Source organism: Pseudomonas sp. GW822-FHT06B12, assembly GCF_058799675.1.
In genome coordinates this window covers 394794-417249 of sequence record NZ_JBXALR010000005.1, presented here as the reverse complement: position 1 = coordinate 417249, position 22456 = coordinate 394794, and the positions used below count along the sequence as shown (strand labels likewise).

The 22456-nt window shown below is 58.8% G+C and carries 17 protein-coding genes and 2 tRNA genes; 16 read left to right on the top strand and 3 right to left on the bottom strand.

The window, feature by feature from the left end; translation table 11 throughout:
• The first annotated feature begins 95 nt into the window (after positions 1-95).
• The 10 genes from AC1RKH_RS14270 to AC1RKH_RS14225 all read left to right on the top strand — a co-directional run bounded on the left by AC1RKH_RS14270 (position 96) and on the right by AC1RKH_RS14225 (position 9779).
• Positions 96-172 (top strand) — tRNA-Met (locus AC1RKH_RS14270).
• Positions 173-310: 138 nt separating this feature from the next.
• Entirely contained in the window at positions 311-769 is a 459-nt protein-coding gene (gene rimP, locus AC1RKH_RS14265; RefSeq protein ID WP_010463487.1) for a ribosome maturation factor RimP, read from the top strand.
• Between the two features lie 47 nt (positions 770-816).
• Positions 817-2298: a transcription termination factor NusA gene (gene nusA / locus AC1RKH_RS14260; protein ID WP_493062507.1), complete on the top strand. Its 1482-nt coding sequence runs from the start codon at positions 817-819 to the stop codon at positions 2296-2298.
• 26 nt (positions 2299-2324) lie between these two features.
• Entirely contained in the window at positions 2325-4841 is a 2517-nt protein-coding gene (infB, locus tag AC1RKH_RS14255) for a translation initiation factor IF-2 (protein WP_493062506.1), read from the top strand.
• Between the two features lie 159 nt (positions 4842-5000).
• Positions 5001-5402 (top strand): 30S ribosome-binding factor RbfA, encoded by a 402-nt coding sequence (rbfA, locus tag AC1RKH_RS14250; RefSeq protein ID WP_123424214.1) that lies wholly within the window; start codon positions 5001-5003, stop codon positions 5400-5402.
• Positions 5403-5405: 3 nt separating this feature from the next.
• On the top strand, positions 5406-6323 hold the full coding sequence (gene truB / locus AC1RKH_RS14245) for a tRNA pseudouridine(55) synthase TruB (RefSeq protein ID WP_123424215.1): 918 nt from the start codon (positions 5406-5408) through the stop codon (positions 6321-6323).
• A 142-nt stretch (positions 6324-6465) separates the two neighbouring features.
• The gene (rpsO, locus tag AC1RKH_RS14240; protein ID WP_003176135.1) at positions 6466-6735 is read left to right on the top strand and encodes a 30S ribosomal protein S15; all 270 of its coding nucleotides are present in this window, start codon (positions 6466-6468) and stop codon (positions 6733-6735) included.
• Between the two features lie 196 nt (positions 6736-6931).
• Positions 6932-9037, top strand: coding sequence for a polyribonucleotide nucleotidyltransferase (gene pnp / locus AC1RKH_RS14235; protein WP_123424216.1), 2106 nt, complete (start codon positions 6932-6934; stop codon positions 9035-9037).
• A 228-nt stretch (positions 9038-9265) separates the two neighbouring features.
• Positions 9266-9341: transfer RNA gene (locus AC1RKH_RS14230), tRNA-Thr, on the top strand.
• A gap of 132 nt (positions 9342-9473) precedes the next feature.
• Complete coding sequence (locus tag AC1RKH_RS14225; protein ID WP_123424218.1) at positions 9474-9779, top strand: DUF6388 family protein; 306 nt, start codon at positions 9474-9476, stop codon at positions 9777-9779.
• Positions 9780-9860: 81 nt separating this feature from the next.
• On the opposite strand, the gene nadC is transcribed toward AC1RKH_RS14225, so the two are convergent.
• A complete protein-coding gene (gene nadC, locus AC1RKH_RS14220) occupies positions 9861-10709 on the bottom strand; it encodes a carboxylating nicotinate-nucleotide diphosphorylase (protein WP_493062505.1) in 849 nt (282 codons plus the stop codon).
• Between the two features lie 356 nt (positions 10710-11065).
• Here nadC and AC1RKH_RS14215 point away from each other — a divergent pair, with 356 nt between their 5' ends.
• The 4 genes from AC1RKH_RS14215 to AC1RKH_RS14200 all read left to right on the top strand — a co-directional run bounded on the left by AC1RKH_RS14215 (position 11066) and on the right by AC1RKH_RS14200 (position 16528).
• Positions 11066-12823 carry a DUF1631 domain-containing protein gene (locus AC1RKH_RS14215; protein WP_493062504.1) on the top strand — a complete coding sequence of 586 codons (1758 nt, stop codon included), beginning with the start codon at positions 11066-11068 and terminating at the stop codon, positions 12821-12823.
• A gap of 64 nt (positions 12824-12887) precedes the next feature.
• A complete protein-coding gene (gene ampD, locus AC1RKH_RS14210) occupies positions 12888-13448 on the top strand; it encodes a 1,6-anhydro-N-acetylmuramyl-L-alanine amidase AmpD (protein ID WP_493062559.1) in 561 nt (186 codons plus the stop codon).
• The gene (ampE, locus tag AC1RKH_RS14205; protein WP_493062503.1) at positions 13445-14281 is read left to right on the top strand and encodes a regulatory signaling modulator protein AmpE; all 837 of its coding nucleotides are present in this window, start codon (positions 13445-13447) and stop codon (positions 14279-14281) included. The genes ampD and ampE overlap by 4 nt, the downstream gene beginning before the upstream one ends.
• Before the next feature lie 216 nt (positions 14282-14497).
• Positions 14498-16528: a methyl-accepting chemotaxis protein gene (locus AC1RKH_RS14200; RefSeq protein WP_493062502.1), complete on the top strand. Its 2031-nt coding sequence runs from the start codon at positions 14498-14500 to the stop codon at positions 16526-16528.
• Between the two features lie 42 nt (positions 16529-16570).
• Here the strand turns inward: AC1RKH_RS14200 and AC1RKH_RS14195 are convergent, their stop codons facing one another.
• Both AC1RKH_RS14195 and cra read right to left on the bottom strand, forming a co-directional pair.
• Entirely contained in the window at positions 16571-17347 is a 777-nt protein-coding gene (locus AC1RKH_RS14195) for a TatD family hydrolase (RefSeq protein ID WP_493062501.1), read from the bottom strand.
• A 3-nt stretch (positions 17348-17350) separates the two neighbouring features.
• Positions 17351-18346, bottom strand: coding sequence for a catabolite repressor/activator (gene cra / locus AC1RKH_RS14190; RefSeq protein WP_493062500.1), 996 nt, complete (start codon positions 18344-18346; stop codon positions 17351-17353).
• Between the two features lie 307 nt (positions 18347-18653).
• Here cra and ptsP point away from each other — a divergent pair, with 307 nt between their 5' ends.
• Positions 18654-21515: a phosphoenolpyruvate--protein phosphotransferase gene (ptsP, locus tag AC1RKH_RS14185; protein WP_493062499.1), complete on the top strand. Its 2862-nt coding sequence runs from the start codon at positions 18654-18656 to the stop codon at positions 21513-21515.
• Complete coding sequence (gene pfkB, locus AC1RKH_RS14180; protein ID WP_493062498.1) at positions 21515-22456, top strand: 1-phosphofructokinase; 942 nt, start codon at positions 21515-21517, stop codon at positions 22454-22456. The genes ptsP and pfkB overlap by 1 nt, the downstream gene beginning before the upstream one ends.

Here is a 22456-nt window from a genome sequence, read left to right as displayed (position 1 = left end):
TTATCAGGAGAGCCCGCTGTTGCGGGCTTTCTTGTAGGTGGAAGGTTACATTGACCCTGTTAGGGATCGGTCGTATACTTCCGCCCCAGCTTTGTCGCGGGGTGGAGCAGTCTGGTAGCTCGTCGGGCTCATAACCCGAAGGTCGTCGGTTCAAATCCGGCCCCCGCAACCAGTTTAAGGAGCCCCTTTTAAGGGGCTTTTTGTTAGCTGGACACTTTCAACGCCGCTATTCGACGGCGTTTCAAGGATGGGCGTTTCGCCCATTTTTTTATTTTGCATAGCATGCACATACATGCACGAGGGGGTTCAGGTGTCGAGCAAGCTAGAAGAGTTGCAGGCCTTGCTGGCCCCGGTGGTCGTGGCCCTAGGCTATGAATGCTGGGGTATTGAGTTTTCGGCTCAAGGTCGCCACTCAATGTTGCGCGTTTATATTGATAAAGAGGGCGGCGTGCTGGTGGACGATTGTGCCATCGTCAGCCGTCAGATCAGCGGTGTGCTGGATGTTGAAGATCCAATTGCCGTTGAATACACCCTTGAAGTTTCCTCGCCTGGCATGGAACGCCCGCTGTTCACTATTGAGCAGTTTGCAAAATTTGCCGGTGAACAAGTGAAGATCAAGCTGCGCTCGCCTTTCGAAGGTCGACGCAACTTTCAGGGCCTTCTGCGCGGTGTAGAAGAACAGGACGTCGTGGTGCAGGTTGAAGACCATGAATTCCTGTTGCCGATCGATATGATCGACAAGGCCAACATTATTCCCAGTTTTGACTGAGACGCGGATCCCGCGGATCCAATGGCTTGCGAAAGGCGAGGCGTACGATGAGCAAAGAAGTACTGCTGGTTGTTGAGTCGGTATCCAATGAAAAGGGCGTACCGGCAAACGTAATTTTTGAAGCGCTGGAGCTGGCTCTGGCCACTGCTACCAAAAAGCGTTTTGAAGACGAAGTTGATCTGCGTGTGGAAATCAATCGCCACACCGGTGCTTATGAAACTTTCCGTCGCTGGACGGTAGTCGAAGAAGCGGACCTGGATGATCCGGCTGTCGAAATCTGGCCGAGCAAGGTCCAGGAAACGCATCCTGGCGCGAAGGTCGGTGATGTTGTCGAAGAAAAAATCGAGTCCATCGAATTCGGCCGCATCGCTGCGCAGACTGCCAAGCAAGTTATCGTGCAGAAAGTCCGCGAAGCCGAGCGTGCTCAAGTTGTTGATGCTTACCGCGAGCGTCTGGGAGAAATCATCTCCGGCACCGTGAAGAAAGTAACCCGCGACAACGTGATCGTTGATCTGGGTAACAACGCTGAAGCGCTGCTGGCTCGTGAAGACATCATTTCTCGCGAAACTTTCCGGGTGGGTGTGCGCCTGCGTGCACTGCTCAAGGAAATCCGCACCGAGAACCGCGGCCCGCAGCTGATTCTGTCGCGTACTGCGCCGGAAATGCTGATCGAGTTGTTCCGTATCGAAGTGCCGGAAATCGCTGAAGGCCTGATCGAAGTAATGGCTGCCTCCCGTGACCCGGGGTCGCGTGCCAAGATCGCCGTCCGTTCCAAAGATAAACGCATCGACCCGCAAGGCGCTTGCATTGGTATGCGCGGTTCGCGCGTCCAGGCAGTATCCGGCGAATTGGGCGGTGAGCGTGTGGATATCGTCCTGTGGGACGACAACCCGGCGCAGTTCGTGATCAACGCCATGTCCCCGGCTGAGGTTGCGGCAATTATCGTTGACGAAGATGCCCATGCAATGGACATCGCCGTTGGCGCAGACAATCTGGCTCAGGCCATCGGTCGTGGTGGTCAGAACGTGCGTCTGGCTAGCCAGTTGACTGGCTGGACCCTGAACGTGATGACCGAATCGGACATCCAGGCTAAGCAGCAAGCAGAAACCGGCGACATCCTGCGCAACTTCATCGACGAGCTGGAAGTCGACGAAGATCTGGCTCAGGTGCTGGTTGATGAAGGCTTTACCAGCCTGGAAGAGATTGCCTACGTACCGTTGGAAGAAATGCTCAACATCGATGGCTTTGACGAAGACACCGTCAACGAGCTTCGCGCTCGGGCCAAGGATCGTTTGTTGACTAAAGCCATCGCTACTGAGGAAAAGCTGGCAGACGCCCATCCGGCCGAAGACCTGCTCTCGCTTGAGGGTATGGACAAGGATTTGGCGATGGAACTGGCGGTGCGCGGCGTAATTACCCGCGAAGACCTGGCCGAGCAGTCTATTGACGACCTGCTCGACATCGACGGCATTGACGATGATCGTGCCGGCAAGTTGATCATGGCCGCCCGAGCCCATTGGTTCGAGTAATAGGCGCGGCCTGAGGAGAGAAGTGCATGACGCAAGTCACGGTGAAACAACTGGCCGATGAGGTCAAAACACCGGTAGAGCGCCTGCTGCAGCAGATGCGTGAGGCAGGTCTGCCGCACACCGCCGCCGAGGAACATGTGACCGACAGTGAGAAGCAATCTTTGCTGACTCACTTGAAAAGCAGCCACAAGGCGAAAGTGGAAGAACCGCGCAAAATCACGTTGCAGCGTAAAACCACCAGCACCCTGCGTGTTGCTGGCAGCAAAAGCATCAGCGTTGAAGTGCGCAAGAAGAAAGTCTTCGTACAGCGCAGCCCGGAAGAAATCGAAGCCGAGCGCAAACGCGAACAGGAAGAACGTCGCGCAGTAGAAAATGCTGCACGTCAGAAGGCTGAAGAAGAAGCCAAGCGTCGCGCCGAAGAAGAAGCGCGTCGCCAGCCTGCTGCTGCGCAACCTGCTGCTAATGAAGCTGTTGCAGCACCTGTTGCGGTTGCCGAGCCAGTGCGTGAAGCGCCGGTTGTAGCGGCTGCACCAGCGGCTGACACTCGCAAACGCGACGAACAGCGTCGTCCGGACAAACCACGTGCCGACGATAACAATCGTCGTGGCGCGGGTGATGGTGAGCGCAAAAACGCTCCGCATCGTGCTTCGGTCAAAGAAAAAGCGCCTGCTCCACGTGTTGCGCCACGTACTACCGACGAAGAAAGCGATGGCTTCCGTCGTGGTGGTCGCGGCAAGGCCAAGCTGAAAAAACGCAACGCCCACGGTTTCCAGAGCCCAACCGGCCCTGTCGTGCGTGAAGTGAAGATCGGCGAGACCATCACTGTTGGCGATCTCGCTCAGCAGATGTCGGTCAAGGCTGCTGAAATCATCAAGTTCATGTTCAAACTGGGTACTCCAGCGACCATCAACCAGGTACTTGATCAGGAAACTGCTCAACTGGTAGCTGAAGAGCTGGGCCACAAAGTGACCCTGGTCAGCGACACCGCCCTGGAAGATTCCCTGGCCGAGTCCCTGAAGTTTGAAGGTGAGGCTTTCTCCCGTGCACCAGTCGTGACCGTAATGGGCCACGTTGACCATGGTAAGACCTCGCTGCTCGACTATATCCGTCGTGCCAAGGTAGCTGCTGGCGAAGCCGGCGGTATCACCCAGCACATCGGCGCATACCACGTTGAAACTGATCGCGGCATGGTCACTTTCCTCGATACCCCGGGTCACGCCGCGTTTACCGCAATGCGTGCCCGTGGTGCCAAGGCGACCGACATCGTGATCCTGGTGGTTGCAGCGGACGACGGCGTAATGCCGCAAACCGTTGAAGCCGTACAGCACGCCAAGGCTGCTGGTGTTCCGCTGGTTGTTGCAGTGAACAAGATCGATAAGCCGGGCGCTGATCTCGATCGCATCCGTAGCGAACTGTCGGTTCACGGCGTGACCTCGGAAGAGTGGGGCGGCGACACTCCGTTCGTATCGGTTTCGGCGAAAGTCGGTACTGGTGTAGACGAGCTGCTCGAAGCTGTTCTGCTGCAAGCTGAAGTTCTTGAACTGAAAGCGACTCCTTCGGCTCCTGGCCGTGGTGTCGTGGTTGAATCGCGTCTCGACAAAGGTCGTGGCCCGGTTGCAACCGTTCTGGTCCAGGACGGTACTCTGCGCCAAGGCGACATGGTGCTGGTCGGTTCGAACTATGGCCGCGTTCGCGCCATGCTCGACGAGAACGGCAAGCCAATCAAAGAAGCCGGTCCTTCCATCCCTGTCGAGATTCTCGGCCTGGACGGTACCCCGGACGCTGGCGACGAGATGAGCGTAGTTGCCGACGAGAAGAAAGCCCGTGAAGTGGCTCTGTTCCGTCAAGGCAAGTTCCGCGAAGTCAAACTGGCTCGTGCTCACGCAGGCAAGCTGGAAAACATCTTCGAGAACATGGGCCAGGAAGAGAAGAAGACGCTTAACATCGTCCTCAAATCCGACGTCCGTGGTTCGTTGGAAGCGTTGAACGGCGCCTTGAACGGCCTGGGTAACGACGAAGTGCAAGTGCGTGTAGTCGGTGGCGGTGTCGGTGGTATCACCGAGAGCGACGCCAACCTGGCACTGGCCTCCAACGCTGTACTGTTCGGCTTCAACGTGCGTGCCGATGCTGGCGCTCGCAAGATCGTCGAGCAGGAAGGTCTGGATATGCGTTACTACAACGTGATCTACGACATCATCGAAGACGTCAAGAAAGCCCTGACCGGTATGCTTGGCAGCGACGTTCGGGAGAACATCCTGGGTATCGCTGAAGTCCGCGACGTGTTCCGTTCGCCGAAGTTTGGCGCGATCGCCGGTTGCATGGTTATCGAAGGTGTTGTGCACCGTAACCGTCCAATCCGTGTACTGCGTGAAGACATCGTTATCTTCGAAGGCGAGCTGGAATCCCTGCGCCGCTTCAAGGATGACGCTTCCGAAGTACGTGCCGGCATGGAATGCGGTATCGGCGTGAAGAGCTACAACGACGTCAAAGTCGGTGACAAGATCGAAGTCTTCGAGAAGGTTCAGGTTGCTCGCAGCCTCTAACTCGCGCACTTCAAGAGCCGTGATGGGCAGCCGCATGAAAATGCACGGCGCATCGCCCGGACTCTAAACGCAACGCCCGGTCTGGCTTCTGTCAGGCCGGGCGTTTGCCGCTTTCAGACCACACGGGTTTCACCGTGAGGCAGTAACAGGTAACAAGACATGGCAAAAGAATATAGCCGTACCCAACGTATCGGCGATCAGATGCAGCGTGAGCTGGCACAGCTGATCCGTCGTGAAGTCAAAGATCCGCGTGTCGGCCTGGTCACCATTACCGCTGTTGAAGTCAGCCGTGACGTCGGTCACGCCAAGATCTTCATCACTGTGATGGGCCAGGACAGCGCAGACGATATCGCTCAAAGCATCAAGGTGCTGAACTCGGCCGCCGGTTTCCTGCGCATGCAGCTGGCTCGCGAGATGAAACTGCGCAGCGTTCCTCAGCTGCACTTCCACTACGACGAAAGCGTCGTGCGTGGGGCTCATCTGTCGGCATTGATCGAACGCGCCGTGGCTGAAGACAATCAGCATCCGGTCGTGGCAGAACCCGTAGACACCAAGGAGTAATCGGTGGCTCAGGTCAAACGTATCCGTCGTAACGTCAGCGGCATCATCCTGCTCGACAAGCCGCTGGGGTTCACCTCCAACGCGGCCTTGCAGAAGGTTCGGTGGCTGCTTAATGCCGAGAAGGCCGGGCATACCGGCAGTCTTGATCCGTTGGCCACCGGCGTGTTGCCGCTGTGCTTCGGTGAGGCGACCAAGTTCTCGCAATACCTGCTCGACTCCGACAAGGGTTATGAAACCCTGGCGCAATTGGGTAAGACCACCACCACGGCAGACGCTGAAGGTGAAGTTTTGCAGGAGCGCCCGGTGACCGTTGGTCGTGCCGATATCGAAGCGGTTTTGCCTAAATTTCGTGGGCAAATCAGTCAGATACCGCCGATGTACTCAGCCCTCAAGCGTGACGGTCAGCCGTTGTACAAGCTGGCTCGTGCAGGTGAAGTGGTGGAGCGCGAACCGCGTTCTGTTACTATTGCGCGCTTGGAATTGCTGGCCTTTGAAGGTGATACTGCGCGCTTCGCCGTAGATTGCAGCAAAGGCACCTATATCCGGACCCTCGTGGAGGATATTGGTGAACAGCTTGGTTGTGGCGCTTACGTTGCGCAGTTGCGACGTACCCAGGCCGGTCCGTTCAGTCTGGCCCAGACGGTCACGCTGGAAGAGTTGGAAGCAGTACATGCCGAAGGCGGCAATGAAGCGGTTGATCGCTTCCTGATGCCATCGGACAGCGGCTTGCTGGATTGGCCACTGTTGCAGTTCTCGGAGCACAGCTCGTTCTACTGGCTCAACGGCCAGCCGGTACGGGCCCCGGATGCACCGAAGTTCGGCATGGTACGAGTACAGGATCACAATGGTCGCTTCATCGGTATCGGTGAAGTGAGCGAAGACGGGCGCATCGCGCCGCGTCGACTGATTCGGTCAGAATGACCGAAACCAGCCCGCGTAACAGCGAGCTGGCGAGGGTGGCTGTTAACAGGCACGGTCACTACTCATTTTTAGATACAGGGATTTGTCCCTGGCCTGTTGAAACTGTTTTTTTGAAACAGTTTCCTGATAAAAGGATTGCCTCATGGCTCTCGACGTTCAAGAAAAAGCTCAAATCGTAGCTGACTACCAGCAAGCTGTTGGTGACACCGGTTCGCCAGAAGTGCAAGTTGCACTGCTGACCCACAACATCAACAAGCTGCAAGGTCACTTCAAGGCCAACGGTAAAGATCACCACTCCCGTCGTGGTCTGATCCGCATGGTAAACCAGCGCCGTAAGCTGCTGGACTACCTGAAAGGCAAAGATCTGGGCCGTTACCAGGCTCTGATCGGTCGCCTGGGTCTGCGTCGCTAATCAGCGATTGCGCTAGAGGTTGGTTGTCTGTCGTGTGTCAGTGGGATTCCCGCTGGCCCATGGCAGGCTCCCAGCCTCAAGTTTTATCTGGATACACGTTTTACCCCTGGACAAGGGTTGGGCCGATTCCCGACATTGCCCAAGAATTTCGCAAGAAAACCAGTTCCCCCAAGAGCCACAAAGAAGGTAGGACACCGTGAACCCGGTAATCAAAAAATTCCAGTTCGGTCAGTCGACCGTTACCCTCGAGACTGGCCGTATCGCCCGTCAGGCCTCCGGCGCAGTATTGGTCACCGTTGACGACGACGTCAGCGTATTGGTGACCGTAGTCGGTGCCAAACAAGCCGATCCAGGCAAGGGTTTCTTCCCTCTGTCTGTTCACTACCAGGAAAAAACTTACGCTGCCGGTAAGATCCCTGGCGGTTTCTTCAAGCGTGAAGGCCGTCCTTCCGAGAAAGAAACCCTGACTTCCCGACTGATCGACCGTCCGATCCGTCCGCTGTTCCCCGAAGGCTTCATGAACGAAGTGCAGGTTGTCTGCACCGTCGTTTCCACCAGCAAGAAGACCGATCCGGACATCGCTGCGATGATCGGTACCTCGGCTGCACTGGCTATCTCCGGCATTCCTTTCGATGGTCCGATCGGCGCAGCCCGCGTTGCGTTCCACGAAAGCACCGGTTACCTGCTGAACCCGACTTACGAACAACTGAAAGCATCGAGCCTGGACATGGTCGTTGCCGGTACTTCGGAAGCGGTATTGATGGTTGAATCGGAAGCCAAAGAGCTGACCGAAGACCAGATGCTGGGCGCAGTACTGTTTGCTCACGACGAGTTCCAGGTTGTGATCAACGCTGTTAAAGAACTGGCTGCCGAAGCTGCCAAGCCAACCTGGACCTGGGCTCCTGCGCCTGAAGCCACCGCACTGCTGGGCGCTATCCGTGCCGAGTTCGGCGAAGCGATCTCCCAGGCTTACACCATCACCATCAAGGCCGACCGTTATGCTCGCCTGGGTGAGCTGAAAGACCAGGTTGTTGCCAAGCTGTCCGGTGAAGAAGGCCAGCCTTCGTCCAGCGAAGTCAAAGCTGCTTTCGGTGAAATCGAATACCGCACCGTTCGCGAAAACATCGTAAACGGCAAGCCACGTATCGACGGCCGCGACACCCGCACCGTACGTCCGCTGAACATCGAAGTCGGCGTTCTGCCGAAGACCCACGGTTCGGCACTGTTCACCCGTGGCGAAACCCAGGCTCTGGTAGTCGCGACTCTGGGCACCGCCCGTGACGCACAACTGCTGGACACCCTGGAAGGTGAGAAAAAAGACCCGTTCATGCTGCACTACAACTTCCCTCCGTTCTCGGTGGGCGAGTGTGGTCGCATGGGTGGCGCTGGTCGTCGCGAAATCGGTCACGGCCGTCTGGCCCGTCGTTCGGTTCAGGCCATGCTGCCTGCTGCTGACGTGTTCCCGTACACCATTCGTGTTGTATCGGAAATCACCGAGTCTAACGGTTCCAGCTCCATGGCTTCGGTCTGCGGTGCTTCCCTGGCTCTGATGGATGCTGGTGTACCGATGAAGGCACCGGTTGCCGGTATCGCCATGGGTCTGGTTAAAGAAGGCGAGAAGTTTGCCGTCCTGACCGACATCCTGGGCGACGAAGACCACCTGGGCGACATGGACTTCAAAGTAGCCGGTACCTCCAAAGGTGTTACCGCGCTGCAGATGGACATCAAGATCAAAGGCATCACCGAAGAAATCATGGAAATCGCTCTGGGCCAAGCCCTGGAAGCGCGCCTGAACATCCTCGGCCAGATGAATCAGATCATCGCCCAGTCGCGTACCGAGCTGTCGGAAAACGCTCCGACCATGATCGCGATGAAAATCGACACCGACAAAATCCGTGATGTTATCGGTAAAGGCGGCGCGACCATTCGTGCGATCTGTGAAGAGACCAAGGCTTCGATCGACATCGAAGACGACGGCTCGATCAAGATCTTCGGCGAAACCAAGGAAGCTGCAGAGGCTGCGCGTCAGCGCGTTCTGGGCATCACCGCTGAAGCTGAAATCGGCAAGATCTACGTCGGTAAGGTTGAGCGCATCGTCGACTTCGGCGCATTCGTCAACATCCTGCCGGGCAAGGACGGTCTGGTTCACATCTCCATGCTGAGCGACGCTCGCGTTGAGAAAGTGACCGACATCCTGAAAGAAGGCCAGGAAGTGGAAGTACTGGTACTGGACGTGGACAACCGCGGCCGTATCAAGCTGTCCATCAAAGACGTAGCAGCTGCCAAGGCTTCGGGCGTTTAATTACCCCGCAGCTTAAGCGCTGAACAAGCAAACGCCCCGACTGGTTCGGGGCGTTTTGCTGTGTGCCGTAAAATCAAAAGATCGCAGCCTGCGGCAGCTCCTACAATAATCGTGTGATGCGCATCCCCCCCGTAGGAGCTGCCGAAGGCTGCGATCTTGTCGTCTGAAGCAAATCGAGGGGCCGGCCAAGTTGCCTGCCCCCAAAGTCAGTGCTAGGTTTAGCCCACCGCCCGTGTAGCTCAGCCGGTAGAGCAGCGCACTCGTAACGCGAAGGTCGCAGGTTCGATTCCTGTCTCGGGCACCAGGCACCACCTGTTTTCAGATGATCCCGAATGGTTCTGAAGGCCAGATAAACCGGGCTTCAAACGGTTTTCTGCGTCAGAGAGATCCTTGATGATCCAGATCCATCTTCCATTCCCAGATCAGAGAGAACGAAATGACCGTTAAAGAACTGACACAAGAAGCACGGCACGAAGAAGCCCTCAAGAAGTACATGCTTGATGCGCCCGAATTGATGGAAGAGATCAAGAACCTGAGCGCTGACGATCAGAAAGATCAGATTCAGTGGGCGTTCGAGGACGAGGCAGAAGCGCAGGGCTTGCAGCCCTGGGAGCTGACGCTCAAGTACACCTCAACGCCTGAAGAGTACGAAGCGACGCGCCTTGCGTTGCACAAGGAAGCAGCCGAAGTGCTGGGCGTCGAGTGGGAAGAATACTGCGAGATGAACAATCTGGTGGTTTGAGAGCAGCTTCAAGCTTCAAGCGGCAAGCTACAAGCCAGGCGCGGAACAGCTTGAGGCTTGCAGCTTGCGGCTTGCAGCTCCTCAGATACTGAGGCGCATCGACAGGTCCACGGCCTTCACATCCTTGGTCATCGCACCAATCGAGATGTAATCCACACCCGTCTCGGCGATCGGCCGCAGCGTGCTTTCGTTGACACCGCCGCTGGCCTCGAGCTTCGCCTTGCCGGCATTCAGCCGCACGGCTTCGCGCATGTCGTCCAGGCTCAGCTCATCAAGCATGATGATGTCGGCGCCAGCCGCCAGGGCCTCCTTGAGCTCCGCCAGACTCTCCACTTCAATCTCCACCGGTTTGCCCGGTGCGATCTTGTGCGCGGCGGCGATGGCTTGAGGGATACCACCGCAGGCGGCGATATGGTTTTCCTTGATCAGAAAGGCGTCGTACAAGCCGATACGGTGGTTGTAGCAGCTGCCGCAGGTCACGGCGTACTTTTGCGCCAACCGCAGCCCAGGCAGGGTTTTGCGGGTATCCAGCAGTTTCACCTGAGTATCGGCGACGAAGTCGGCCAGGTACTGCGCACGAGTGGCGACCCCGGAAAGCAGTTGCAGGAAGTTCAACGCACTACGCTCGCCGGTCAGCAGCGAACGGGCCGGGCCTTCGAGGTGAAACAGCGGCTGATTGGGGCTCACGCGTTCCCCGTCGCGCACTTGCCAGTGCACCGCGACCCGCGGGTCCAGTTGCCGAAACACGGCATCGACCCAGGCAGTGCCGCTGATAACGGCTGCATCACGGGTAATGATCGTGGCTTTGGCCAGGCGTTCGGCCGGGATCAGTTGTGCAGTGATGTCGCCGCTGCCGATGTCTTCAAGCAACGCACGGCGCACGTTGGCTTCGATTTCGGCGGTCAAATCGGCGAGGCGTAGATTCGGCATAACGAGCTCCACAAACAAAGTGGCCCGATTATAGGGCCATGGCGCAAGCGAACCCAAGGCACCCAATGCATTCACCGGGCTCTGAAGCCTGCCTTTGGTCGACTCGCCAGCATTATTCCGCTGGCCTGAAGGTCTGTGATTCAGGTCTATTTGACGCGGCGATGCAGAGTCTGCTGGCACTCGGGAGGTCTTTTGCAAGATAATCCGCCTTGCGTTTGACGTCATAGCTTTGACGTACCTTTGGCTTTCCAAAACTTGAAATGCAGCGCAGTGCATCACGATTGCGTTGTGAGCCGGCTGTGAGCGTTTGCCGCTTCACATCGAACCGAGGAATCACCCCTTTGCAGGAGGCTTGGATGCACAACGACGGGAATGTAGTGCCTTTGCACAAGGCGACTACCGATCAGGCGAATCCGTCGCCGCTCGCCCGCCTGCCGGTGATTCTGCTTCAGGTTCGCGACAAGGCTGCGCAACAACTCAGGCATGGCTTGCAGGAGCTGTTCGATAATGCCGACGACACCTTGTTCGAAATGGCCGACCGGGCACAGAACAATGTTGACCAGAACACCTTCTTTGAAGCCATGCGCGACTTGCGCCTCAAGCGCAAAAGCATCGAGCGCGGCGTTCTCGAGAGTTTCTTCGAGGCCTTCGTCGGTCTTGTCCAGTACGAACTGACACAGACCACATTGCCGCTGGCGATGAGTTTCGACCCCTCGATCGAACTTCCCAGTGACGAACTTGAGCGGCAAGTGGCGCTGGAAGCCATGGTCGCCAAGGCGCTCAACCGGGACGGCTTTGCCCTCGGCCAACTGACCGCGCGCCTGAGCGCACTGCTGGGCAAGCCCCTGGATGATTCGCACAACCCCATGGGGCCGGCCATGCTCTGCGAGTACTTCTTGCAGGCCTGGCGCAATCTGGGGGTGGAGATCAAGGTCAAGCTGATCATTCTCAAATTATTCGAGCGCTATGTACTGAGCAACGCCGATCAGCTGTACGCGCAAGCCAACCAGTTGCTGATTGCCACCGGCGTTCTGCCTGAACTCAAGGCCGCTCCTGCGCGCCGTGCCACGGATCATGCGGCGGCCAGCGTTCATGCAGAGTCCAGTGAGTCGGGCGCCAGATCCAGCAGCGCGCACATCGACGAAAGCGTGCAGGAAGTCTTCGCTGCATTGCAGGAGTTGCTGTACCACGTGCGCGGCAGTGTTGCGCCGACGCTCGAAGCCAGCGCCCAGGCCCAGCCCATCTCGACCCGCGACCTGCTGCGCCTGCTCTCGCATTTGCAGCAATACGTGCCGGCCCCTGCCGCCCAGGATGATTTCGACCTGCGCAATCAGCTCGAACAGTTGCTGACCCGGGTCAGCGTGAAAAGTGGCAAGTCGCGGGTGGTCGGGGTGGCGGACGAGGATGTGATCAATCTGATCGCCATGCTTTTCGAGTTCATCCTCGACGACCAGCATTTGCCGGATTCCCTCAAGGCGCTGATCGGTCGCTTGCAGATCCCGATGCTCAAGGTCGCGGTGCTCGACAAAAGCTTTTTCAGCCGCAGCAGTCACCCGGCCCGGCGTCTGCTCAACGAAATTGCCGCGGCGGCGATGGGGTGGGGGCAATGCGATGATCATCAGCGCGACAGCTTGTACTTGCGTATCGAGCAGGTGGTGCAGCGGCTGCTGAATGACTTTGTCGATGATCCGGCGATTTTCTCCGAACTGTTGCGTGATTTTCTTGCCTTCACCAGCGATGAGCGCCGTCGCAGCGAACTGCTTGAGCAGCGGACGCGCGACGCCGAAGAAGGCCCCATCGAGCCAACTTCTGTATTCCTGGCCGACGACGATGCCGTTTTGCTACAGGTCGATCAACTGCGCCTGGGCAATTGGGTCGAGTTTCAGGAGGACGACGAAAACACGCTGCGCTGCAAGCTGGCCGCCATTATCCAGGCAACGGGCAAGTACATCTTCGTTAACCGTACCGGCCTTAAAGTCCTGGAGCGCAGTCGCACAGGGTTGGCTCTGGAGTTTCGCCGTGGCACGGTACGCATGCTCGACGACACCTTGTTGTTCGATCGGGCGCTGGAGTCGGTGATTGGCAATCTACGCCAACTCAATCGCGGCAAGTGATCGCAACCTGAGGGTCGATCACGGCATACTGGAGCCCATCAAAGCCGTCGTTGAAGGAACCTCTATGCAGTTGGACCCCGCGAGCGGTTGGTTTGAAGGCGTGCGCCATTGCCCGTCACCCAACTTCAATGCGCGCCCCACGGGCGAAATCTCCTTGCTGGTGATCCACAACATCAGCCTGCCACCGGCGCAGTTCGCAACGGGCAAGGTGCAGGAATTTTTTCAGAACCGTCTGGATGTCACCGAGCACCCCTACTTTGAAGGGATTGCCGACTTGCGCGTGTCTGCGCACTTTCTGATCGAACGTGACGGGGCGATCACGCAGTTTGTCTCTTGTCTGGATCGGGCCTGGCACGCCGGGGTTTCCCGGTTTGAAGGGCGCGAAGGCTGTAACGATTTTTCCGTGGGGATTGAGCTTGAAGGCACCGATGATCTGCCGTTCGCCGATGCTCAATATCTAGCGCTGATTGCCCTGACCCGCCAATTGCAGTCTACGTTTACAGCCATCACCCATTCACGTATCCAGGGTCATAGCGATATCGCACCTGGGCGCAAGACGGATCCGGGACCGGCGTTCGACTGGGCGCGCTACCGCGCAGCTCTGGAAAAAGGGGAAGCACAATGAGTTTTCTGGTGTTACTGCTGGCGGTCTGGATCGAGAAGTTCTCGGCCTTGCGTCATCAAGTTCAGCGCGACAGTGGTTGGTTGCGCGAGCTGGCCAAACTTGAAGCCAGCCCAAAACTTACGAATCGGCCTTGGCTGGTACTGGCATTGCTGGTGCTGTTCCCTGTGGCGTTGCTCGGTTTGTTGTTGCTGGTGCTGGAGCCGGTTGCCTACGGCTTGCTGGCCTTGCCGGTGCATTTGCTGGTGGTTATTTACAGCCTGGGCCGTGGTGATTTGCTCGGCGGCTTGGGACCGTTTCGTGATGCCTGGCGCCGGGAAGACCTGCAAGCGGCGGCGCATGTCGCCAAACGTGACCTGGACATTTGCGCCGACAGCGGCGAGCAACTGCTGCAAAGGGTGCAAGCCCATTTGCTGTGGGAGGCTTACCAGAGTTTTTTTGCGGTGATTTTCTGGTACTTCCTGCTCGGCCCGGTGGCAGCGTTGAGTTATCGCTTGCTGGCCCTGGCGGCTGAACACAGCAAGAAACCGGCTCTGGTTGAGCGCGCCGGACAATTGCGACATGCCTTTGACTGGTTGCCGGTACGCTTGCTGGCCGCGAGTTTTGCTCTGGTAGGCAACTTCGTCGCGGTCAGCCGGGTGATGCTCCATGAGTTATTGAACTGGAACATCAGCGCCGCGCAGTTGATCGAGAAAGTCGGCATGGTGGCGGGTGAAATTCCGGCGCCGGTTGCGGGGCCAGAAGGGATCAACAGCCTGGATCAGCTCTGGGAACTGCTGCTGCGGGCGGCGGTGGTCTGGTATGCGGGGTTTGCCGTTTGGACCGTGTTGCGCTGATTTCTGCATAAAATTTAAAAGATCGCAGCCTGCGGCAGCTCCTACAGATTCACGTGATCCCCCGTAGGAGCTGCCGCAGGCTGCGATCTTTTGCCGTTAACCTTAAGTTACAAACCCCCCCTTCGATTTGAGCTATACAGAAGCAGCGCGCCATAGTGGCTATCTGCTGCATCTGCGTGCCTGCGAATAAAAATAAGAAATGAAAGGGGGACGTCTGTGAAGAGTTTGCTCTATCCCGCCGTTGCACTGATGAATCGCCTGAGCTTCGGCATGAAGTTCAGCCTGATCAGCGTGCTGTTTTTCTTTCCCATGCTGGCGACCAATTTCTATCTGGTCCGCGACTCGTATCGCGAGTTCCAGGGCACTCAGGTCGAATTGCAAAGCCTCGACCTGTTGGGCAGTGGCCTGACGCTGCGGCGTGATCTGGAAACCTTGAACAACCTGGTGCAGATCAACGCGACCCTCGGCCAGTCCGGCAAGGCGGGAGATATCGAATCGAAGATCAGCGTCCTTGAGCAGAACGTGCTTGCACGCCTGCAAGGCCTGAGCGCGATGACCATCGATCCTGAGCAGGTCAGTGTTTTCGATGGAAAACGCGATGAAATGATCGCGGCGTTCAAGGCCCAGCAGGCAGAGACGTCCCTGCAAAGCAAAAGTGCGTTGATCGGCAAACTGCTCGGTAATGCACAGGTTTTCGGTCAGATCATCGTCAGTCAGGCCGGTCTGAGCCGCGACAATCAGAGTGACATGCGCCAATTGAGCGAGCTGATCACCAATGTCACTCCACGCGTCACGCAAATCCTCGGCGAAGGCCGGGCGATGGGGGCCTACTCGCTGGGGCAGGGGTTTCTCAATTCCGCTTCGAGCACCCGTTTCGATGAACTGCTGGCGCAGATTGAAAAGCTCCAGGCCGAATACACCTTGAAATTGCAGGATGCGCTGGGTGTCGGTAAAGCCGCGCGTGAGGTGCTGGAACCCTCGGCGAATGCCAGTAAGGCGACGCTCAAGCAAGCCAGCGAGCTGTTTGAAGAGCAAGTGGTGATGGCCGATACCCTCGATAAACCGTGGCAGGGCTTTTACGATCAGGTCACGGGGCTGATGGAGAAGACCTATCAACTGAACGATGCGACGCTGAAGTTTCTCGACGTGCAATTGCAGCAACGCCTGGAGCAAAATCGCACGCACATGCTGCTGCAAGTGGTGGCGCTGTCGGCGGTTTTTGTGCTGATTTTCTATCTCTACGGTGGTTTCTACGCTTCCACCCGCACCACTCTCAAGCGTCTCGGCGGGGTCATGGACAAGGTGGCGGCCGGTGACATGACCGTCACGTTTACCGCCCATAGCCGTGATGAGTTGGGTGAACTGGGCAACGTCTTCAATGGCACCGTGGCCAAGATCCATGACCTGATTGAGTTGGTCGGCAAGACCGTCAACGAGGTCGAGCGTCAGGCGAGTCAGGTGGAGACGGTATCGGCCCGGAGCAATCAGGCGGTGGCGGGCCAGCGTACGCAGATCGAGCAGGTCGCCACGGCGATGAACCAGATGTCGGCCACCGCTCAAGAGGTCGCACGCAGTGCCGCGGCTGCCGTCAGCAGTGCCCATAGCGTGAACGACGAAACCATTAGCGGACGCGGGTTGGTCGAGTCGCAACAAGGCAGCATTGCGCAACTGGCCAGCGAGATCGATTCGTCGGTGTTGGTGATCAATCAACTGGCCAGTGACAGCCAGTCCATCAGTCGCGTGCTGGAAGTGATCAAGAGCATCGCCGAACAGACCAACCTGCTGGCGCTCAACGCCGCCATCGAGGCCGCTCGGGCAGGCGAGCAGGGACGTGGTTTTGCGGTGGTGGCCGATGAGGTCCGCACCCTGGCCAAACGCACCCAGCAATCGACTGAAGAAATCGAGCAGATGATTGCCAAGCTGCACGGCGGTGTTGGCGCGGCCGTGAGGGCCATGGGCGTCAGTCATCAGATGGCCAGTGGCACGGTGGGTCAGTCGGAAAAGGTTCAGCAAGCGCTGGAAAACATCCTCGGCGCGGTGGGCATGATCGTCGACCAGAACCAGCAAATTGCCGCGGCAGTCGAGCAGCAAACTGCGGTGGCCCACGATATCGACCAGAACATTGTCGAGATCAACCGGGCCGGCGAGCGCACCGCCGAAGGTGCGCACCAGACCGAAAGCGCCAGCCGTGCACTGTCGGCCCAAGTGGTGCAGTTGAAGCACTTGATCAGCGCGTTCAGGGTTTGAAGCCTCACCACGAATAAATGTGGTGTTTTGTGCTGTCAGTTATTACCAGTTGAACAGCTCACAGGCGTTGGCAGTGCTGGCGGCGGCCAGTTGCTCGGGGCTGATGGCCATGATTTGCGCCAATGCCGCGCAAATCGCCGGCAGATGAGCAGGGCTGTTGCGTTGTCCGGGGTACATGGCGGGCGCCATGTCCGGTGAATCGGTTTCCAGTACCACCGAGGTCAGTGGCAAACCGGCGATCACTTTGTGCATGCGCAACGCTTGTGGCCAGGTTGCCGCGCCGCCCAATCCCAGTTTGAAACCGAGTTTGATGTATTCGCGGGCTTCTTCCTGGCTGCCGGCAAAGGCGTGGATGATGCCGGCGCGTTTGAGCCTGAAGCGTTTCAAGGTCGCAATCACGGCCGCATGGCTACGCCGCACATGCAGCAGCGCGGGCAATTGGAAGTCCGCCGCCAGCTGTAGTTGTGCTTCAAACAGCGTTTGCTGGCGTTCGCGGTCCAGAGCCTCAAGAAAGTAATCCAGACCAATTTCACCTACCGCACACAGTTGCCGATGGCCGGCCAGACGCGTCAGCCAGTCCGCCAGCTCAATCAGGTCGACAGGGCGATGCTCATCGACGTAGACCGGGTGCAGGCCAAATGCGGCATGCAGGTCCGGATCGCTGTGCACCAGATCCCACACTCGCTGCCAATTGCGCTGATAAACCCCCAGCACCACCATCCGCTTCACACCCAAGGCGCGGCTTTGAGCCAGCAGCGCCTGACGGTCTTCATCGAAATCCGGAAAGTCCAGATGAGTGTGGCTGTCGATCAGCTCCACGTTTCAGTCCTGATGGATACGTTGCTTGAAGGTCCGCGCGATGGCTTGCACGCCGGGTTGGTAATGGGCTTCTTCAATCGCCGCGAGGGCCAGTTGCAGGGCTTTATCGGCGATCAGTTGATGCTGCTGGGCCATGGCGTTGACTGGCAACGGCAAGAAGTCCAGCAATTGCGTATCGCCAAAAGTGCCGAGGCGCAATGGGCGAGATTTCAACGGGAAGTCATGCAAGGCATCGAACACGCCTTGAAGCAGCACGTAGGAAGTCGTCACCAGCGCATCCGGCAAGTGGCCGAGTCGTTGCAGTAATTCTTCCATCAACTGCCGACCGCATTCACGACTGAACGACTCACCGTGTTCGATCAGGACTTCACCCTTGAAGTCGACGAGGGCCTGCTTGAAGCCGGCCGCACGTTCCTGGCTGATGCTCAGCTCGGGCCGCGCACCGATCAGCGCAATCTGCTTGGGCTGCGGCTGCAACAGGCTGCGGGTGAGGTTCAGGCTGGCTTCGCGATCATCGCTGATCACCGAGCAGAAATGCTCAGGCTCCATGACCCGGTCGATGGCGATGATCGGCAAGCCCTTGGCCTGCAACTGGCGATAACTGTCATCGCCGGCCGGCAGGCAGCTGGCGACGATCAATGCATCACAACGCCGTGCACGAAATAGCGCAAGCAACTGGCGCTCGCTGTCCGGTGCATCGTCGGAGCTGGCAATCAGCAGCTGATAGCCACGCGCCCGGGCCCCTTGTTCGAGGAGCTTGGCGATCCGCGCGTAACTGGGGTTTTCCAGGTCCGGTAGAATGAAGCCCAGGGTGCGGGTGTGCCGACTGCGCAGCCCGGCGGCTTGAGGGTTAGGCGTAAAGCCATGTTGCTCGACCACCGCGCGCACGCGCTCAACGGTGGCGTTGCTGATGCGTTGCTGTTCGGCCTTGCCATTGATGACATAGCTGGCGGTGGTGACAGACACACCGGCCAACTGGGCGATATCACTGAGTTTCAACCCGGGATTTCCTTGTTTTTTCGAGCTTGCCCCGACATTTTGTCCAATCCTACCCGATTACGGCAGGCGACCCATGTCGCAACGCATCCGACAAGTTGGACTTCAAGGTTGGGAGATTATCGAGTAACGTGCCAACTCATCTAGATTAAACGTTTCAGCAAGCGTATTTTCTTCGCTATTGGCTCTTTTTGCCGGTTCTGCCGCGAAACCGACAAAGGATGCTCTGAAAAAGAGTGCTCTGAATAAAGCCTAAACTGATTCAATCAAAACAATACCTGGTGCGATCCCGCGCCAAAAAGGAGAAAGCATGCTCGAGCTCACCATAGAGCAGATATCCATGGGCCAGTCGGCTGTGGATAAAGCCGCCGCATTGCATTTGCTGGCCGACAGGCTGGTCGCCGATGGCCTTGTGGCCGAGGGTTATCTCAGCGGATTGCAGGCGCGTGAAGCCCAGGGTTCGACCTTTCTCGGCCAAGGTATTGCGATCCCCCACGGAACCCCTGATACCCGCGATCTGGTGCACACCACCGGCGTGCGTTTGCTGCAGTTCCCCGAAGGGGTGGACTGGGGCGACGGTCACATCGTGTATCTGGCGATCGGTATCGCGGCCAAATCCGACGAGCATTTGCGCCTGCTGCAATTGCTGACCCGCGCCCTCGGTGAAACCGATCTCGGCCAGGCCTTGCGTCGCGCCAGCAGTAGCGACGCCTTGCTGAAGCTGCTGCAAGGTGCGCCGCAAGAGTTGGCGCTGGATGCGCAAATGATCGGTCTGGGGGTCTCCGCCGATGACTTCGAAGAGCTGGTCTGGCGCGGTGCGCGGTTGTTGCGTCAGGCCGACTGCGTGAGCAACGGTTTCTCTGCGGTATTGCAGCAGGTCGAAGCGCTGCCGTTGGGCGATGGTCTGTGGTGGTTGCACAGCGAACAAACGGTCAAGCGCCCGGGCCTGGCCTTCGTCACCCCGGACAAACCGATTCGTTACCTTGGTCAGCCGCTGAGCGGGCTGTTCTGTCTGGCCAGCCTCGGCGAGGCGCATCAAGCCCTGCTCGAACGCCTTTGCGCCTTGCTGATTGAAGGGCGCGGCCATGAACTGGGTCGCGCCACCAGCCGCCGTGCGGTGCTGGAAGTGCTCGGCGGCGAGTTGCCAGCCGATTGGCCGAGTGCCCGCATTGCCCTGGCCAACGCCCACGGTTTGCACGCACGGCCGGCAAAGATCCTCGCGCAACTGGCGAAAAGTTTTGAAGGCGAGATCCGCGTACGCATTGTCGATGGTCAGGACAGCGCGGTGTCGGTGAAGAGCTTGAGCAAACTGCTCAGCCTCGGCGCCCGTCGGGGCCAGGTGCTGGAGTTGATCGCCGAGCCGAGCATTGCCGCCGATGCCTTGCCAGCGTTGCTGGCGGCTATCGAAGAAGGTCTGGGCGAAGAAATCGAACCCTTGCCGACTGCGAGTGCACCGAGCGAGGTCATCGCCGAAATCACTGACGTCGTGGTTGCTCCAGCCTCGGGCAGTGTGATTCAGGCCATCGCCGCTGCACCGGGGATTGCCATTGGCCCTGCGCATATCCACGTGCTGCAACCGATCGATTACCCATTGCGTGGCGAGTCCACGGCCATCGAGCGCGAGCGTCTGAAAGCTGCCCAGGCCGATGTTCGTCGCGATATCGAAGGGTTGATCCAGCGCAGCAAGGCCAAGGCCATTCGCGAGATTTTCATCACCCACCAGGAAATGCTCGACGACCCGGAACTGACCGACGAAGTCGACACTCGCCTCAAGCAAGGCGAGAGCGCTGAAGCGGCGTGGATGGCAGTGATCGACGCGGCAGCCAAACAACAGGAATCCTTGCAGGACGCCTTGCTCGCCGAACGTGCAGCGGACTTGCGCGATATCGGTCGGCGGGTGCTGGCGCAGCTGTGCGGGATCGAAACCCCGAGCGAACCGGATCAACCGTACATTCTGGTGATGGATGAAGTCGGTCCATCGGATGTCGCCCGTCTTGACCCGACGCGGGTGGCCGGCATTCTCACCGCGCGTGGTGGCGCCACCGCTCACAGCGCGATCGTCGCTCGGGCTCTGGGCATTCCGGCGCTGGTCGGTGCGGGCGCGGCGGTGTTGCTGCTGGCGCCGGGCACGCCGTTGCTGCTCGATGGTCAACGCGGTCGGCTGCATGTCGACGCCGATGCTGCGACGTTGCAGCGTGCCGTCGAAGAACGTGACAACCGCGAACAACGTCTGCAAGCGGCAGCGGCCCAGCGTCACCAACCGGCGCTGACCACGGACGGCCACGCGGTCGAAGTGTTCGCCAACATTGGCGAAAGCGCCGGTGTGGTCAGCGCGGTGGAGCAGGGCGCTGAAGGTATTGGTCTGCTGCGCACCGAACTGATTTTCATGGCCCATCCGCAAGCGCCGGACGAAGCCACTCAAGAGACCGAATACCGTCGGGTGCTCGATGGCCTGGCCGGGCGGCCGCTGGTGGTGCGGACCCTCGATGTCGGCGGTGACAAGCCGTTGCCGTATTGGCCGATTGCCAAGGAAGAAAACCCGTTCCTCGGCGTACGCGGGATTCGCCTGACCCTGCAACGTCCGCAGATTATGGAAGCGCAGTTGCGTGCCTTGCTGCGTGCCGCCGACAACCGTCCGTTGCGGATCATGTTCCCGATGGTCGGCAGCATCGATGAATGGCGTCAGGCGCGGGACATGACCGAGCGGCTGCGTCTGGAAATCCCCGTGGCCGACCTGCAACTGGGGATCATGATCGAAGTGCCGTCGGCGGCCTTACTGGCGCCGGTCCTGGCCAAAGAAGTCGATTTCTTCAGCGTCGGCACCAACGACCTGACCCAATACACCCTGGCCATCGACCGTGGTCACCCGACCCTGTCGGCTCAGGCCGATGGCTTGCATCCTGCGGTCTTGCAACTGATCGACATCACCGTGCGTGCCGCCCATGCCCATGGCAAATGGGTGGGGGTGTGCGGGGAACTGGCGGCGGACCCGCTGGCTGTGCCGGTGTTGGTTGGCTTGGGTGTGGACGAATTGAGCGTTTCGGCGCGCAGTATCGGCGAGGTCAAGGCACGGGTCCGTGAGCTGAGTCTTGCGCAGGTAAAACATCTGGCCCAGCAGGCTCTGGCCGTGGGCAGCGCGAATGAAGTGCGCGCATTAGTGGAGGCTTTGTAATGGCCAAGATCCTAACCCTGACCCTTAATCCGGCGCTGGACCTTACCGTTCAGTTACCGCGTCTGGAACCTGGTCAAGTCAACCGCAGCGACGCCATGCACACCCATGCCGCCGGCAAGGGCGTGAATGTGGCGCAGGTGCTTGCGGACCTCGGGCATCAGCTGACGGTCAGCGGCTTTCTCGGTGAGGACAATCTTCAGGCGTTCGAAGCGTTGTTCGCCCGCCGTGGTTTTGTCGATGCGTTTATCCGCGTGCCGGGGGAAACCCGCAGCAACATCAAACTGGCGGAAGCCGACGGGCGCATCACCGACCTCAACGGGCCGGGGCCGCTGGTCAATGAGGTCGCGCAGCAGGCGTTGCTCGATCGTCTGGATCAGATTGCTATGGGCCATGATGCGGTGGTGGTCGCCGGCAGTTTGCCACGAGGCGTCAGTGCGCATTGGTTGCAGGGGCTGTTGCTGCGCCTCAAGTCCAAGGGTTTGAAAGTCGCCCTGGACACCAGCGGCGAAGCCTTGCGCGCAGGTCTGGCGGCTGGCCCGTGGCTGATCAAACCCAACACCGAAGAGTTGGCCGACGCGCTGGACTGCGAGGTGGTTTCGGTAACCGCCCAAGCCGAAGCGGCGAGCCGCTTGCATGCTCAAGGTATCGAACACGTGGTGATTTCCCACGGTGCCGACGGCGTGAACTGGTTCAGTGTCGGTTCGGCGATGCACGCCACGCCACCCAGAGTCAGCGTTGTCAGCACGGTGGGCGCAGGCGATTCGTTGCTGGCGGGCATGCTCCACGGTTTGCTCAGTGCCGATACGCCTGAGCAGACCTTGCGCACCGCCACGGCGATTGCCGCGATGGCGGTCACCCAGATCGGTTTCGGTATCGGCGACGCCGCGCAACTGGCGCAGCTCGAACAGGGCGTGCGTGTGCGCCTCCTGACAGAACAATAA